Below are 15,803 nucleotides of genomic sequence, written 5' to 3'. Positions count from 1 at the left end.
TTATCCTTTCTCGCGGTACGCCCAGAGGACGGTGACAAAGGCCGTGATCAAAAGGCTTGCGATCATCATCAGCGCCACCACGGCGGCGCGTGGCCATTGCTGGCCTGCCCGCACCAGATCCGTCACGAGGATCGGGAGGGTCTGAAAGCTGCCGCCCCCGAGATAAGACGCGCTGACGAACTCGGCATAGGAGAGCAGAAACGCAAACAGCAGCCCCAGCGTGAGTCCGGGCCGGGCGGCGGGCAGGATCACCTGCAACAGGATGGCTCCGGGACGTGCGCCAAGGTTTGCCGCCGCAGAAATCCCGGTCCGGTCCACATTCACAAGCGCGATGGTCTGCAGGATCAGCACCACCGGAAGCGCCAGGGTTGCATGTCCCAGAAACAGCGCGAAATAGGTGTTGAGCAGGCTCTCGCCGCTGCCACCCAGGGCTTGCACAATCGACGGGATCACGCCGCCCTCGGTCAGGAAGACCTGCCAGGAGTAAACCCGCACCAGATAGCTTGTGAAAAACGGTGCAATCGCCAGCCCCAGCAGGATCAGCCGCTGCCGCGGTGCCACCACAAAGGCCATCGCGTAGGACGCCGGAAACGCCAAAAGCGAAATCGCGACCGCGCTGGCCATGGCAAGGCCGTAGCTGCGCCAGAAGCTCGCCCAGAGGAACTCGAGCCCCAGCACATAGCGCCAGGCCGAGAGCGTGGCGTCAGGTGTGAGCCGGTAGTTCACCACCGACCAGAAGGAAATCGCCACCAGCAGGCCTAGCGGCACCGCAAAAAACAGCAGCAGCCAGACCGGCAGCGGCAGCACCCAGAGCGCCCGCCAGAAACGGCCAAACAGAAACGGGGTCCGGCGCACCGAGGCGGGTGCCGGAGAAAAATAAGACGTCATATCGAGATCTCCAAGAAGCGGTCGCCCCGGCCCCCATGCGGGGCAAACAGGGCTCAGAGACGGCCCGGATAGGGGCTCACGCAGGCATCAGGCGTTCTTGTACCGGGTCCAGGCGTCGTTCCAGGTTTCCAGCGATTGCTGTACCGGAAGCTCGCGCAGACGGATCCGCCCGGCGCGGATTTCATCCAGCGCATTGGGGCCGTTCAGCACCATGTTCTGACGTTTGGCCTCGCCCGGTTGCTCTGCGTTCAACCGCGCCCAGCCCGACCGCGTCGGGATCATCGCCGGATAGGCCTTGAGCGTCGCGGTTTTGACCTGCCCGTCGGGCGAGAGCATGTACTGGATGAACTGACGCGCCAGATCCGGGTTCCGGGAGCGGGTGCCAATCGACAGCGACTCGGTCCACTGCAGTCCCCCTTCCTCGGGGATAGTCGTGGTGACATCGGCACCATCTCGGGCAAGGACGCCCGTGATCCAGTCACCAATGCCGGGGATCGCGGTAACCTCTCCGGACCGCAGCGCCGACAGCATGCCGCCATAATCATAGAACCCGCGCACCTGCGGGCGCAGCGACATCATCGTCTCTGTGAGCACCGCCCAATCTCCCGCACCGAGATCAAAGGGCGCCGCGTTGCCATTCATGAGGCTCAGGGCCCCCAGGTTGGGCAGATGCCAGTCAAAATGGCCGATCCGCCCCTCGTGGCGGGTCTCCCACATGCTACGATAGCTGCGCGCCTCCGCCTCGCTCATGGCGCCGCGATGATGCGACAGGCCCAGAAAGCCGAACCTCAGAAACACCGCGTAGGGCTGGCCGTCGAACCAATGCCCACGGAAATTCTGGAACTCGGGGAAAAAGTCGTCAAACGGATAATCCTCGGGCGAGAGCGGGTCGATGAACCCGGCTTGCTGCAGCTGCACCACATATTCCGCATCCGACAGGATCACATCATAAGTGCCCGCCGGGGACTGCGCGATCTGCGCCAGCATCTGATCGCCGCCGACATATTCCTTGGCGCGGATGCGCACGTTATGCGCCTCTTCAAACGCGCCGATCACATCCGGGTCCGCATGGCCGGCCCATGTCAGCATCGACAGATCGCGACGCCCTTGGGCACGCAGGACGGACGGGGCCGCAAGGGTGGCCGCTGCTGCGATCCCCCCCTTGATCAGACGCCGGCGGGTGGTGATAATATTTAGTGTCATTTTATCCTCCCTTTTCATTCCACAAGCTTCAGAAAGAGGAGGCCGAAAAACAAATGACCATTCGTCAGCCCATGCTGAGATTTCTTTTCTCACCCGAGGCGTGCAATGCGTAAACTCCCGCCGCTCAACGCAATTCGTGCCTTCGAGGCTGTCGCCAGACGGCTCAGTTTTGCCGATGCGGGCGATGAACTCGGGGTGACGGCCACCGCGATCAGCCACCAGATCAGGCATCTTGAGGCCTATCTCGGGTTTCAACTGATTGAGCGCCGCCCCCGCCAGATCGCCCTCACCCCCGCAGGCCAGGAATTGTTTCCCAAGCTGCAGATGGCGTTCGACACACTCGGAGAAGCCTTTGCGATGCTCGACAAGGATGTGGAGCAATCCCTGGTGCGGGTCACGGCCACCTATGCCTTTGCCGAGCGTTGGCTGGTGCCGCGCCTGACGGGGTTTTTCGAGCAGCACCCCGACATCCGCGTCGAGGTGGAGACGGATGACGCCATCCTTGATTTACGCGCAGATCGGCTGGATTTGGCGATCCGCTACGGGCCCCAGACCGCGGCAACGGAACACGCCGAAGTCCTGTTCTCGGACCGTTTCATCCCCCTGCGGCTGGCCAGCCAGCCCGAGGCGGACCTGCAAGAAAGCCGCCTGCTGGGATTTCGCTGGCGCAATGCGGATATGGGCGGGCCAGTCTGGGAAGATTGGTTCAAGGCAGCCGGAGAGCCCTTCCCCGCCGAACGCATGACCCGCTTCAGCGATGAAAGCTCGGCCTTCAATGCGCTGGACCGAGGGTTGGGGCTGCTTTTGTCCAGCAGCGCGCTCGCCGACGAAGGCCTGCAGTCGGGTCGCTACCAACAGGTCCCCGGCCCCGAGCTTCACGGGTTTGCCTTTTACCTCGTGCGCAACCCGCTGTCGCGCAACAAACAGGGTGTAAGGGTCTTCACCGATTGGATCAGAGAGGCCGCCAAGGAGAGCTGAGCGACGCGAGGCCCCCACAGAGTTCTGCAACAGCTTCCCGAATGGATCAGATCACAGCGACGGTCCGGGCGTCGCGGGATCGGGCCTCAACCTCTGGCGCTGCGCCATTTGATCGAACATCCCATCGACGACAACTGTTCTTGTGGCCCCTCACCCGTCATCGCGATCTGCCGCATGGCCGCGACCAGCTCGCGGTTGCGACCTGCAGGCGCATCAAAACGGGCGTTGTCCAGACGACCGCGATATTGCAACGCGCCCGCGGCATTGAGGCCAAAGAAGTCCGGCGTGCAAACCGCGCCCCAAGCCTGCCCAACCGACTGATCCTCATCAACGAGATAGGGAAAACGCCAGCCCACTTCGCGCGCAAACCGCTGCATATAGGCCGGATGGTCCATCGGCACCGCGTGATAGTCGTTCGACATGACCGCCAGCACGCCAATGCCCTCGTCCAACAAAGTACCAGTATCCTCTGCCAGCCGGTCGGCAACCGCCTGCACATAGGGGCAGTGGTTGCAGAGAAAGGCCACAAGCAGCCCCTTCTCGCCGAGATGATCGGACATCGTATAGGGGCGACCCTCGGGATCGCGCAGCGTGAAATCAGGTGCCTTCCAGCCGAAGGAACAAAGGGGCGTGTCGCGCAGCATGCGGCATAATCCTTGCATAAATTTATGGTGGCCCCGCACGGATGCGCGGGACCGGGGGCAAAACGCGTGGGCGTTATTCCGCAGCGACGGCTGTTTTCTCCCAGGCAAACGCCTGGAACGGCGCGTCTACTGGCGTCTCTGCGAGGTGGTTGGTGTAGTTCGACAGAACCTTCTGCGCCAAACCAACAAGAATATCGAGGATCGCGCGCGGCTCGAACCCGGCCTGAAGAAAGCGCTCCACCTCTGCCTTTGGAGCATTGCCCCGCTCGCGCACGAGGATCAGTGTGAACTGGCGCAGCGCCTCAAGGCGCGGATCGGCAAGCGGACGCTCCTCCCGCAGAGCGGCGACAATCTCGTCATCGACCCCCTGCATCTTGGCAATGGCGGTATGTGCGGGCACGCAGTAGTGGCAATCATGCTCGACGTTGATCGTCAGCCACACGATGTTGCGCTCGGTGACCGAAAGCGCGGTGCGCTCAAACAGCTCATGCAGTTTGAAATAGCTCTCCAGCAGCTCCGGCGACGCGGACATCACCTGATAAAGGCCAGGCAGCATGCCATAGTCCTTCACGGCCTGTTCCATCAGCGGCTTTGCAGCTTCGGGGGCGGTTTCGATCGAATGATGGGTGAACACGGTCATGTCTTACTCCAAGCCGGCGAGTCGGGAGGATGACAATCCATCGAGGCCGGCACTCGATAGATTATGGACAAGCGAACATAAATTGTCCGCAATGAATGGACCGGGACCCGAAGGCGTCAGGCGGATCTATCAGGGCCTAGGTCAAAAGTGAGAGCAGCGCGTCATGCGCGGCACGGGATACCTCCGGATCTTGGCGGGCCACGGCCTGCGTCATGGCGCCATTGCCGACCGAGATCACCAACCGGGCCAATGCCTCTGGGGGCGCGGCAGAGGGTATCTCGCCCGCCAGTTGTGCGCGGTCAAAGGCCTGCGTGAGCGCCTGCAACAACAGGGTGTCACCCCGGCGTATTTCCGAGGTCATATGCGGATCAAGCCCAACCTCGGCGGTGGCGCGCACCAACAGGCACCCGCGGCCATTGCCAGAAGACGCATCCGCCTCCCAGGCGTTCAGCAGCGCACTCAGATTGTCCCTGAACGGCGCATCTTGGGCGAGCAACGCGCAGGCCTTGCGCACCCTTTGGTCGATATAAAGCGCCAGCGCACGCCGGAACAAATCGGGCTTTTCACCAAACGCGTAGGTCAGGCTTTGCCGCCGAAGGCCGGTGGCTTGTTCGAGGTCGCGATAGGTGGTGCCAGTGTACCCGCCTTCCCAAAACGCGGTCATCGCCGCCTGGAGTGCGGTGTCTTCGTCAAAGGATCTGGGGCGTCCGGTGCGTGTCATGACGCGTATATGGACACGCGTTCATAAACCTTCAAGCCCCCGGATGAATTGTCTGTGCACAATCGTTTTTGGGGCGCCCACGGGGGGATAGAACGCAGCGACAGTCTGGGCCACCCTAGCCAGACTTCTCGCCCGCGCGCATCAACCCGACCGGCCAGACCGGATCACGCCCAGAACAACTCGTATCTGTGATTGCGGTTAGGACGAGATGCTCGGACAAAGCCACATTCGCGCTCGGCGCCAAGCGTCAGCTATTTGGAGGCGAGGCGTGGAACGTCGAACACCGTTGCCCCAATCAGCGACCAAAGCCTGAGAGAACGGCACGGCCGCGCCTCTCGATTTTGACCCAAACGTCAAGTATTTCTGACCCAAGATCGACAGCGGCCGCACATGCAGATCGAAACAACGGCGGGTGCAGAGGCCCACTTTACCAAATGCTGCTCCCTGGTCGAATGACTGGAAAGCGCAGTTAGTGACCTTTGCAAAGTCGTGGTTTTGATCTGTAAAGCAGCGGCCACACGATGCACGAGGACTAGGAGAAGCCGCCGTTCGCCGAGCTTGCCCAAACCGAAACCGAAGATCATGAAAACCAGACCCGCAGGTGCAGCCGACGACCACCTTCGAACGCAGGGGATGTGGGGCTATCCGGCCCTACGCGACATGTGCAGCTTAGAGCAATCGAGCGCGATTTCCTTAGCGACAATTGTTGCCAGAATCGGGATGATGGCAGCCACCTCACAGCAAGCAATGGAACCGCGTTGAGACTACCATCTTTCAGCAGCTAGTGTTTTAGCTGCATTTCAGCTTAGCAAAGAAAAGTCTTTCGTCAGAAAAACTGGCTAGGCTTCCATGCGCCCGGACAGTTAAATCAAGGCCGCGGTCATATCCAAGCCACTGGCAGCTCCCCTCTTGTTGAACAGCGCGCTCTGCCAAATTGATAAACTCCTTAAGCCCAAGCTCAGGCTGCGGTTTAGGCGCGGCTAGCGCCGCAAGTTTTGTACGGCATTCGTCATACAACTGTTGTGCATTGGCGGGCTGTTTCCTCAAAATAAGGTCACAAGCACCTATGTTTCCTGTAACAGTCCAGCCATTTGACAGCTGCGCCTTTCGCGGGGTGTAGGTTGGGTCTTTGAACAACCTCGTGAACATGTAAATGCTTGTGCCCTTTTCCGTCGGAAAGGCTTCATGCAATGAACTTAATTGCAGCATGTCGTTCCAGGTTACCGTCATTGCGTCGATCTGAATTGACTTTCGGCTGACGCTGCCTTGTGTTGTGCTACAAGCTGCGAGGAGAAGGGCGAGTACGAATTTTGTTGTGAGATGGCGGAGCATTTATTCGGCACTTTGAAAGAGTTGCATTGGCATAGCCGACATTCTCCAAGTAGAACACGGCCTTTGTCACTCTGGCGACGCTTTGCGCGCCAATCAAGCTGTTTGGGGCCGCTGTGCCGTGGGTCTGGCTTCTGACGCGCGAACTGAGCGTGAATTCTGATCTCGGCGGCGGGGGTGATCCGGGTTTTGGTTTGATCGCCCCCCTTTGGACAGACCGGTCGAGCCACTTTCCAACGGGATTTACCGCTGCCCTCGGTCGTTGCCTCCGAACATACGAGTGGCCGCATTGTCCGCAACCTGTGAACTCAATTTTCAAAATTGAATGACCGCAACACTAAGGCGGGACTGGCGGCCCCGCCGCTTCTGTTTTGTGGGCCAGTGGGATTTGGACGAGCCAAACGCCTCTGGCCTTCCCCGAGGGCAGTTTATTTGACCGGGCCGTGTCCTCGGCTGCGCCTGCGGGCCGCACCAAACCGGTCGAATAGCATTGCCTCGCCCCCTCCCGCGTTCGCCTACCTTTGGACATATGGGGCAGATTAGCAGGAACCGGCGGGCTCAAAATCTGAACCTGCACATCTGCCCTGATTTTCCCAAGGGAAGGTCAGGCCAACGCAACACGCCAAAACGGTGGATTGCATCGGTCAATGACACCTAGGTCAATGTCGTCTGATGTTTTACGAGGGGGGGGTAGTGGCGGACCGAGGAGGATTCGAACCCCCGACCCCTTGATTCGTAGTCAAGTACTCTATCCAGCTGAGCTATCGGTCCACTGGGGCGCGGTTTATAGCTGCCCTTGGGAAGGCGCAACCCCAAATCAGAACTTTTTTGACACATCTATGACAACGCCGCTTGATCCGCAGCAAAGGCGGGCGCAGTGGACGGAGGATTGCTAGATCAGACCGCGCCATCGCCTTTGGGCAGGCAGATCTCAAAGACCGTGCCCTCGGGACCGGTCCGTGCAAGCGCAAGATGCCCGCCGTGGCCCTTGATGAGCTCGGCTGCAATGGCAAGGCCAAGTCCGGTGCCGCCTTTGCGCGCACCGCCCTGAAACGGGGTGAACAGATTGTCGAGCGCCTTTTTGGGCAGGCCCGGGCCATCATCGGCCACCTCGACCCACCATGCGTTTTCCTCTTCGCGCATCGACACCGTGATGCGCCCATTGCGCCCGGTTGCGATGATCGCTTGCCGGGCGTTGCGCACGAGGTTCATGATCACGCGAAAGATCTGCTCCTTGTCGCAGCGGATCATCGTCGGCAGCGGCACCGTATTGCAGATCTCCACGTCCACATCCGATGCCACGAGGGTTTCGCTCTCGGCCACATCGTCGATGATTTCGCTCAGGCACACCCGACCAAATGTCGGGGCTGGCTCTTCGGCGCGGCCAAAGGCCAGCGTGCCTTCACAGAGCGACACCGCGCGGGTGATGGAATTCACCAGTTTCGGCGCCAGACGTCGCACCAGGGGGTCTTCGCTCATTTCGATGCGGTCGGTGAACAGTTGCGCCGAAGTGAGGATATTGCGCAGATCATGGCTGATCTTGGCCACCGCACCGCCAAGCTGCGCCAACCGCTCGCGCTGTTTGAGCGCATGGGTCAGCTCGGTCTGAAGCTTTTGCAGCGCCTCTTCGGCCTCGCGCAGCTCGATCACCCCGGCCTTGGGCGTAATGATCCCACGCGCATCCTCGGGGGCGGCCGCATAGCGCTGCATATAGCCGATGACCCCCTTGATCGGTGTCACCAGAACCATGCGCACCGCGATGAACAACAACACCGCCGTCAGCACGGAGATCACCGCCGAGAGCAGCAGGATACGCAACCCGTAATCGATCATTGCGGCCCGCAAAGGCCCGGTTTCCATGGTGATTTCGATCAGGAGGCCTGCGTCGCGAACCGGCGCGCCAATGACCCGGATGATCTCATTGCCGGGCGACCAGAGCCGCGTCAACGCATCGCCGATCAGGGTCGGCGCACTGGCGTCGCGCAGATCGAAGGTCTCTGTGATCGGGCTGGGAATAGGCGACGACAGCACCAGCTGGCGCATCTCGTCCCGCCGCAGCACGACGTTGTAGACACCGGCATTTTCCAACAGCTCCCGCTCCAGGTCACTTTCGATCATGTCATCCGCCAGAAGCGCAAGCGAGGCGATCTGCGCCCGCTCCAGTCGGTCCTCCAGATAGTCCTGCCGAAACCGGGAGATCGAAGGGACAAAGATCAGCACTTCGGCCAACATCACGAAGACCGTCGTCAGGATCAGAAATCGGCCCGAAAGCGTGTTTAACATCAGTCCCCGTTCTCGTCTCAGGGTAGCCAGCGTTGCACCAGCCGGACAACCCGCTTTACGGCGGAATTTTCAAAGAGTCTCGGGGAGAAATACGCGCCCGCGACCCTTTTGTTAAGCTCAGAGATGGTTGGATACGGCGCAACCATTGCGGCGATCTGGCTCATTTTCATCCCATTGGCAATCGCAAGCGACCATGTGGAGATCAGCTCCCCCGCCTGCGGCCCCGCGATCGTGGCCCCCACGGGGCGGCCCTTGACCACCATGACCTTGATAAAGCCCTCCGCCTGCCGGGTCGCGATGGCGCGGTCATTGTGGCTGTAGTCGAACCGGGCAATCTCGAGCTTTGCGGCGTATGTCTCCTGCGCTTCGGCTTCGGTCAGCCCCACCTGCGCGATCTCGGGATCGGTGTAGGTGGCGCGGGGGATATGGTTCGTCTTGGTTTTTGCAGGCAAACCAAAGAGCAAGGAGCGAATGACGACACTGGCGTGATAGCCCGCCAGATGGGTGAATTGCCCCTGCCCGGCCACATCGCCAATGGCATAGACCTTGGGATTGCTGCTGCGCAGGTCCGGCCCCACCTTGATGCCTGCCCGGCCGACCTCAACCCCGGCGGCCTCCAGATTGAGCCCATCGAGATTGGGTTTGCGCCCAACCGCCACCAGAAGATGCGATCCGGACACGGTCCCGGCGCTGGTTTGCACCACGATCCGCCCCGCCTCCTGCCGCACGGCCTGCGCTGCGGTGTGCTCGCGGATCTCGATTCCCTCGTTACGCAGCCTTTCCAGCACAAAGGCGGCCGCTTCCGGGTCATCGCGCCCCAGCGCCGCCTGTGCCTCAAGCACAGTGACTTTGCTGCCCAGACGGCGATGCGCCTGGGCCATCTCCATGCCGATCGGACCGCCGCCAATCACGATGAGATGTTCAGGCCGCTCGTTCAGCGCCCAGAGCGTCTCATTGGTCAGGTAGGGCACGTCCTGAAGACCCGGAATCGGCGGTACAAAGGGGCTGGAGCCCGTGGCAACCACGATCCGCCGGGCAGTAATGGTGGTGTCGCCCGCTGCAACCTCGTTGGCGCTGATAAAGCGGCCCATCTCGCGGATCACGCGCACGCCAAAGCCTTCGAACCGCTCTTGGCTGTCCACCGGCGCAATGGTGTCGATCACCTGCTGCACATGCCCTTTGGCGGCGGCATAATCCACCTCCGCGGCCTGGTCAGCGATGCCAAACGCCTGCGCATGGGCCTGCGTATGGGCGATATGGCCGCTGGCCAGCAACGCCTTTGACGGGACACAGCCATAGTTGAGGCAATCGCCGCCCATCTTGTGGCCCTCAAGAAGCACGACATCCGCCCCCATCTGGCTGGCACCGGCAGCCAGGGACAGCCCGCCAGACCCCGCACCAATAATGAGCAGATCACATTTGATCGAAGCCATGTCTTATACCTCCGATGTGCCGCGCAGGGCTTTGATGAGGATCGGCAGCGCCGCCAGCGCGCAAAGTCCGAGGATCGGACCGATGATATGGGGCTCCCACAGCAGGCTCAGGTTTGGGCTTTCGCCACGATCGAACACCTCACCGAGTCCCACCCCGATCCATGTGAACACGATGGCCCCCGGAATAATGCCCAGCGCCGTGGTCCAGAAGAAATTCCACACGCGCACCCCGACCAGTGCCGGCAGGAGGTTGGCGACAAAGAACGGCACCACCGGCACCAGGCGCAGCAGCAACAGCACCTCGATCTCGGTATCATGAAGCGCCGACTTCAGGCGCCGGATGCGCCCCTCGCTGGACTCGATCTTGGCAGAAAGCGCCGCGCCAAGCCCCCAGCGCGCCGCCAGAAAGATCGCCATCGCCCCGATGGTTGCGGCCAGAACATTCAAGCCGGTGCCTGCGACCAATCCGAACAGGAACCCGCCCGTAACCGAGGCGACTGCAGCCCCGGGCAGCGAGAAGGCCACGATGGCGACATAGGCGACAAGAAACACCAGCACGAGGCCCAGATAGTTCTGGTCGCGGAACGCCAACAATGCTTCTCGGTTGTCGCGCAGGGTTTCAAACGACAGCACATCGCCCAGCGTCACGGCGCCGACAAGAGCCCCCACCGCCACCAGGGCGAGCGGCAGATGCCGCAGCCAGTTCTTGCGCTTGGGAGAAGAAGGGGTGTCGCTCATCATCGTGTCATCCTTAGCTTGGGCCCGTTACCCACCCGTTGCACAAAGGTGTTGAGGGGTCTCACTGCTCTATCCTCCCAGATGTGGCGCTGGCGAGAGGGATGCGCGCACCCTCACGCCCGCTTGATGACCCGTTTCGGTTTCGTGATGATCTGGGGGCCTTGATGACAAAACTGAAACATTTCAGCACCGCAACGGGCGAAAAACGCACCAAAGATGATTCCCTTTGTGACCGGTTTTGACGTTGCGCACCGCATCTCTGAGGGCCAAATGGCGATCAATGGGCGACCCAAGACGGGCCACCCGCGCGGTCGCTTGCGTTTTTTAACAGAAATATGGCAAGGGATGCGGAAATTGACCGCAATGGGTTTGACAGCGCGGCAGGAGGCGTCTAGAGACCGGGCTTCGAGATAGACCCCGGGGGGCGATTCCGCGCCGTACCCGATGACAACATTTGGAGACCGGAGCGATGAAACGCACCTATCAGCCTTCGAACCTGGTTCGCAAACGCCGCCACGGCTTCCGTGCGCGTATGGCCACCAAAGCAGGCCGCAAAATCCTGAACGCACGCCGCGCACGCGGTCGTAAGTCCCTGAGCGCATAAGTTTCGCACTCAGACGACAGTTCTGACGGACATGACACCGCCGGAGGCTCCCATGGCAAGCACCGCTGACCAAGGGATACAGCCTCCGGCGGTGTCCGTTTGTGCATCATCTCCCCAAGAGGCCCAAGCTGCGGCCAAGCCCGTAAAAACGCGGGCGGGGATGGTTTTGCTGACCAAACGCGGCGAATTCCTCGCTGCGGCTCGGGCGCGCAAGCAAGGCACGCGCTCGATGATGGTGCAGGGCCGCAAACGCGGCGATGAGGGTTCCCTTCGGGTCGGGTTTACCTGCTCCAAGAAGGTGGGCAATGCGGTGACGCGGAACCGTGCCAAGCGCCGCCTGCGCGAGATCGCGCGGCTCCTGCTCAAGGAGCATGGCAAACCGGGTTGGGACTATGTGCTCATCGGGCGCGCGGGTGAGACAACGACCTGCCCCTTTGAGCAGATGCAAAAAGACTTCCTCTACGCGCTGCGCAAGCTACACGGATCCTGACAGCACGAATCGTGACAGGCGCAAGGGTACGCGGGCGGGCAGACCGGCGGGCCGCTCAGACGTCTGTCCACGGGGGCTCCCGCCCGTGTCAGGTGCAATAAAAAGCCCCCTCCCCCGTTGGGCCCGGCGCCGCTGCGCGGCGCAAATCCGCGCCTCATTGACGTTGCGCTGACATGCGCCAGTGCCTATGTCACGTCCATGCGCCTTCTCGCCCGCCTCATTGCCCTGCCCGTTCGTGGCTATCGGCTGCTGTTCAGCCCCTGGGTCGGCTTTAACTGCCGGTACCAGCCGACTTGCTCGGCCTATGCTCTCGACGCGCTGGAGCGTCACGGCCCCTTCAAGGGCACCTATCTGATGCTGCGCCGCATTGGCCGCTGTCACCCTTTTGGCGGGTCGGGCTATGATCCTGTTCCGGGCGCGGACCCGAAGCACGACCGCTGCTGCGGACGCACGCCCTAGCGCTGCTCGAAGAAGATCGTGACCTCGCCCAGGGTCACGCCAAAGCGCTCCATATAGGCGATGTTCAAAAGCCGCCCGTCCTCCAGAAGCCACATCCAGTCGTCAAAATCGACTCGCATGCTGTCGCCGTCGGGCAGTGGCAGATCAATCGTGTAGGCCCAGTTGAACGTGTCTCCGACCTCGCGTCCGCGCGCCTCGCCCTGCACACCCTCGGCGGTGCCGACCCAGTCGTCAGGGCCCGTCTTCGTGAGCACCCAATTGCGCGTTTCGCTGGAGCCATCCGCATAGGCAAAACGCTCGTTGAGCCTCAGCTGCTCGCCATCCCATGTGCCGTCGATCTCCACCTTGAAGCGCCGCCGCACGGTGCCAAAGCGGTCCTTGAACTGACCGTAGGCCACTGTTTTGCCGTCAAAATACTCCTCAAGATTGAGCTTTTGATCGCTCAGCTTCTCATCCTCGAGCGAGGGCCGCCCGCAGTTGGCAAGCCCCAGCATCGCCACCAAAGCGCCCATCATCAGCGCCGCACGCCACAGATATCTCATTGAGGTCTCTCCCTGCCAGTTCACGAATAGATACGCCCCAGCGGTGGCTACGGATCCAAAATCATCGCTGACTTTGCGCAGCCGAGATGCAGGTTTTACTTGGCAAGCCTCCTGACAGGCGCTACGGGGCGCACATGTTGGACCAGGATCTCGACGATATTCACCCGCTCTTTCAGGGCGCGCCACAAACCACCGAGTTCAAGAAACTCCGCAAACGCATCGTGCGCTACACCCGCGAGGCGGTGGAGCAATATGGCATGGTTGAACGGCGCGAGGATGGCTCCCTGCCAAAATGGCTGGTGTGCCTTTCGGGCGGCAAGGACAGCTACACGCTCTTGGCCGTACTCTACGAGCTCAAGTGGCGCGGATTGCTGCCGGTGGATCTCTTGGCCTGCAATCTCGACCAGGGCCAGCCGGGGTTTCCCGCGACGGTGCTGCCGGAGTTTCTGGAAAAGATGCAGGTGCCACACCGGATCGAATACCAGGACACCTACTCCATCGTGATGGATAAAGTCCCGCAGGGGCGCACATATTGCGCGCTCTGCTCGCGTCTGCGTCGCGGCAATCTCTACCGCATCGCCCGCGAGGAGGGCTGCTCTGCAGTGGTGCTTGGTCATCATCGCGACGACATTCTCGAGACGTTCTTCATGAACCTGTTTCACGGCGGGCGCCTCGCCACGATGCCGCCAAAGCTGGTGAACGAAGAGGGGGACCTCTTTGTGTTTCGCCCGCTCGCACATGTGGCCGAGGCCGATTGCGAGAAATTTGCCCGCGCGATGAACTATCCGATCATTCCCTGCGATCTCTGCGGCAGCCAGGATGGGCTGCAGCGCCAGCAGGTGAAACAGATCCTTGATACCTGGGAATCAAACAGCCCCGGACGGCGGCAGGTGATGTTCCGGGCGCTCATGAATGCGCGTCCGTCGCATCTTCTGGACCCGAAGCTCTTTGATTTCACGGGGCTTGCGCTGAAAAATATCGATAATTCGACGGAAACTGAAGAAATCCCCGAGCTGCGTTAACTCCTCAGTCAGACCCGCGACCTAGTCTATGCCTGCACCACCGGCGAAGTCGAAAGGTCTCGAACTCATGAATTTTCCGTATTCACGCCTTCTACTGCGGGTCAGGGACGGAATGTCGCGAGTTGTCTTCGGGCCGCCGATGCTGGCCTTCCTGCCTGCCATCAGCCTCAGCGCCTTCTGGTTTGGCGGCGAATCCGCGCTGCTGGCCGTGGCCCTTGGATTGCCGCTGACCTACGCCGTGCTTGGGGGTTTTTCCAAATCGCGCGAAACTACACCGGGGCGGGACGAGCTGACCGGATTCCTGCTGGCGCCGGGGTTTGAAACCCATGTGCGCGATGTGTTTGACCGCACCGAGGGTACGGGCCTCAAATCCGCACTGGTGGTGGTCGAAATCGACGAATTCGATGCGCTTGTGGCCGCCCATGGCCAGGACGCCGGTGACATCGTGATGCAGCGCGTGGGCGAGCGCATGCGCTCGATCCTGCGTCATCGCGACACCATTGCGCGACTGGGGCGCAACCGCTTTGCGATCTGCCTCACCCCGATCATGCAGCTTGATCTGGAGCTCTGCATCCAGCTCGCCGGACGCTTGCAGTTCCGGATTGAAGAGCCGATCAAATTCGGGGGCACATCGCTCTTTGTGTCCTGCTCGATCGGAATCTGTCAGCGCCACCGCGTCCCCAAGGACGCCGGCAGCAGCTGGCTCGATTGCGCGGTCGCCGCCCTTGACGAGGCGCTGGTGGTCGGCCCCTCCAGCATCCGCGCATATTCCAGTGACACGCATGTTCATCTGGACCGCACCGTCAACCTGATGGAGGACGCGGCCTCCGCGCTCCAGAACGGTATGATCCAGGCCTGGTTCCAGCCACAGATCTGCACCGACACCGGGCGCGTATCGGGGTTTGAGGCGCTGGCACGCTGGTGCCACCCGGTCAAAGGCATGATCCCCCCGTCGGCTTTTCTGCCCGCTCTCGAACATGCCGGTCTGCTGCAAAAACTCAGCCAGGTCATGGTTGAACAAGCGCTGACCGCGCTGAAATCCTGGGATGCCGCTGGGCTCAAGGTGCCAACGGTTGGAGTGAACTTCGCCACGGACGAGCTGCGCGATCCCGGCTTGGTCAACCGCATTCGCTGGGAACTGGACCGCTTTGGCCTGACCCCGGACCGGCTCACCATCGAGGTGCTGGAAACGGTAATGACCGATCAGCCGGACGAGGTGGTGGCACGCAACATCACCGCCCTGGGCGAGATGGGCTGCCACATTGATCTCGACGATTTTGGCACCGGTCATGCCTCCATTGCCTCCGTGCGCCGTTTCCGCGTGTCCCGGATCAAGATCGACCGGTCTTTTGTCACCAAAGCGGATCACGATCCCGAGCAGCAGAAGATGATCACCGCGATTCTGACCATGGCAGAACGGCTTGACCTCAAGACCCTCGCCGAAGGGGTGGAGACCGCAGGCGAACACGCTCTCTTGGCGCAGCTGGGCTGTGATCATGTGCAGGGGTTCGGGATCGGTCGCCCGATGCCCTTTGACCAGACCATCGATTGGGTCATCAACCACGAGGCCAAGCTTCAGGACGCCCCCGCCATCGGTCGCCAGCGCCCCTGAGGTCGCGCCGAAGACGCCCCGCCAGAAACGACCTGCCAGAAACCTCTAGCCAGAAACCACCGGTCAGAGATCAGTACAGAGATCAGCGACAAGGCCGGCCGTTGCGCCCGCCCGCCATGCGCGCGCCGCCTTCTGATGCCCCGAACCTTGCCATAATCCGGTCTTGGAAGCGCGGCTCACGCTGCTGCCACTGACCGCGAATCCGCGCAACGTTTTC

Annotated in this window: 16 protein-coding genes and 1 tRNA gene; 6 read left to right on the top strand and 11 right to left on the bottom strand. The window is 61.4% G+C overall.

Annotated elements, in window-relative coordinates; genetic code table 11:
- Both TM1040_RS05935 and TM1040_RS05930 read right to left on the bottom strand, forming a co-directional pair.
- Positions 1–888, bottom strand: coding sequence for an ABC transporter permease (locus TM1040_RS05935; protein ID WP_011537672.1), 888 nt, complete (start codon positions 886–888; stop codon positions 1–3).
- Between the two features lie 87 nt (positions 889–975).
- Positions 976–2,091 carry a polyamine ABC transporter substrate-binding protein gene (locus TM1040_RS05930; RefSeq protein WP_011537671.1) on the bottom strand — a complete coding sequence of 372 codons (1,116 nt, stop codon included), beginning with the start codon at positions 2,089–2,091 and terminating at the stop codon, positions 976–978.
- Between the two features lie 105 nt (positions 2,092–2,196).
- Between TM1040_RS05930 and TM1040_RS05925 the strand changes: the two genes are divergently transcribed.
- The gene (locus tag TM1040_RS05925) at positions 2,197–3,069 is read left to right on the top strand and encodes a LysR substrate-binding domain-containing protein (RefSeq protein ID WP_011537670.1); all 873 of its coding nucleotides are present in this window, start codon (positions 2,197–2,199) and stop codon (positions 3,067–3,069) included.
- A gap of 86 nt (positions 3,070–3,155) precedes the next feature.
- Here the strand turns inward: TM1040_RS05925 and TM1040_RS05920 are convergent, their stop codons facing one another.
- From TM1040_RS05920 to TM1040_RS05885, 8 genes are all read right to left on the bottom strand, one after another.
- Positions 3,156–3,713 carry a thioredoxin family protein gene (locus TM1040_RS05920; RefSeq protein ID WP_011537669.1) on the bottom strand — a complete coding sequence of 186 codons (558 nt, stop codon included), beginning with the start codon at positions 3,711–3,713 and terminating at the stop codon, positions 3,156–3,158.
- A gap of 73 nt (positions 3,714–3,786) precedes the next feature.
- The gene (locus tag TM1040_RS05915; protein WP_011537668.1) at positions 3,787–4,353 is read right to left on the bottom strand and encodes a carboxymuconolactone decarboxylase family protein; all 567 of its coding nucleotides are present in this window, start codon (positions 4,351–4,353) and stop codon (positions 3,787–3,789) included.
- Between the two features lie 136 nt (positions 4,354–4,489).
- On the bottom strand, positions 4,490–5,074 hold the full coding sequence (locus tag TM1040_RS05910) for a TetR/AcrR family transcriptional regulator (RefSeq protein ID WP_011537667.1): 585 nt from the start codon (positions 5,072–5,074) through the stop codon (positions 4,490–4,492).
- Between the two features lie 789 nt (positions 5,075–5,863).
- Positions 5,864–6,406 carry a hypothetical protein gene (locus TM1040_RS05905; RefSeq protein WP_011537665.1) on the bottom strand — a complete coding sequence of 181 codons (543 nt, stop codon included), beginning with the start codon at positions 6,404–6,406 and terminating at the stop codon, positions 5,864–5,866.
- A 691-nt stretch (positions 6,407–7,097) separates the two neighbouring features.
- Positions 7,098–7,174: transfer RNA gene (locus tag TM1040_RS05900), tRNA-Arg, on the bottom strand.
- Positions 7,175–7,300: 126 nt separating this feature from the next.
- Positions 7,301–8,686, bottom strand: a complete 1,386-nt coding sequence (locus TM1040_RS05895) for a sensor histidine kinase (protein ID WP_011537664.1) — start codon at positions 8,684–8,686, stop codon at positions 7,301–7,303.
- A 17-nt stretch (positions 8,687–8,703) separates the two neighbouring features.
- Complete coding sequence (locus TM1040_RS05890) at positions 8,704–10,119, bottom strand: dihydrolipoyl dehydrogenase family protein (RefSeq protein WP_011537663.1); 1,416 nt, start codon at positions 10,117–10,119, stop codon at positions 8,704–8,706.
- Between the two features lie 3 nt (positions 10,120–10,122).
- The gene (locus tag TM1040_RS05885; protein ID WP_011537662.1) at positions 10,123–10,860 is read right to left on the bottom strand and encodes a TVP38/TMEM64 family protein; all 738 of its coding nucleotides are present in this window, start codon (positions 10,858–10,860) and stop codon (positions 10,123–10,125) included.
- Between the two features lie 466 nt (positions 10,861–11,326).
- Here TM1040_RS05885 and rpmH point away from each other — a divergent pair, with 466 nt between their 5' ends.
- The 3 genes from rpmH (at position 11,327) to yidD (ending at position 12,410) form a co-directional block, all read left to right on the top strand.
- Positions 11,327–11,461, top strand: coding sequence for a 50S ribosomal protein L34 (rpmH, locus tag TM1040_RS05880; RefSeq protein WP_005980833.1), 135 nt, complete (start codon positions 11,327–11,329; stop codon positions 11,459–11,461).
- A 31-nt stretch (positions 11,462–11,492) separates the two neighbouring features.
- The gene (rnpA, locus tag TM1040_RS05875; protein ID WP_044026652.1) at positions 11,493–11,951 is read left to right on the top strand and encodes a ribonuclease P protein component; all 459 of its coding nucleotides are present in this window, start codon (positions 11,493–11,495) and stop codon (positions 11,949–11,951) included.
- Between the two features lie 198 nt (positions 11,952–12,149).
- A complete protein-coding gene (yidD, locus tag TM1040_RS05870; RefSeq protein WP_011537660.1) occupies positions 12,150–12,410 on the top strand; it encodes a membrane protein insertion efficiency factor YidD in 261 nt (86 codons plus the stop codon).
- Here yidD and TM1040_RS05865 read toward each other — a convergent pair.
- Positions 12,407–12,952 (bottom strand): DUF3833 domain-containing protein, encoded by a 546-nt coding sequence (locus TM1040_RS05865; protein ID WP_011537659.1) that lies wholly within the window; start codon positions 12,950–12,952, stop codon positions 12,407–12,409. The two genes, yidD and TM1040_RS05865, sit on opposite strands and share 4 nt — an antisense overlap.
- A 134-nt stretch (positions 12,953–13,086) precedes the next feature.
- Between TM1040_RS05865 and ttcA the strand changes: the two genes are divergently transcribed.
- Both ttcA and TM1040_RS05855 read left to right on the top strand, forming a co-directional pair.
- A complete protein-coding gene (ttcA, locus tag TM1040_RS05860; protein ID WP_011537658.1) occupies positions 13,087–13,974 on the top strand; it encodes a tRNA 2-thiocytidine(32) synthetase TtcA in 888 nt (295 codons plus the stop codon).
- A 112-nt stretch (positions 13,975–14,086) separates the two neighbouring features.
- A complete protein-coding gene (locus tag TM1040_RS05855) occupies positions 14,087–15,586 on the top strand; it encodes a putative bifunctional diguanylate cyclase/phosphodiesterase (RefSeq protein ID WP_011537657.1) in 1,500 nt (499 codons plus the stop codon).
- The last annotated feature ends 217 nt before the right edge of the window (positions 15,587–15,803 follow it).

This window comes from Ruegeria sp. TM1040 (assembly GCF_000014065.1).
In the GTDB taxonomy this organism is placed as follows: Bacteria; Pseudomonadota; Alphaproteobacteria; order Rhodobacterales; family Rhodobacteraceae; genus Epibacterium.
Note: the sequence above shows the minus strand (reverse complement) of the source record. Positions and strands in the feature narration are given on the sequence as shown.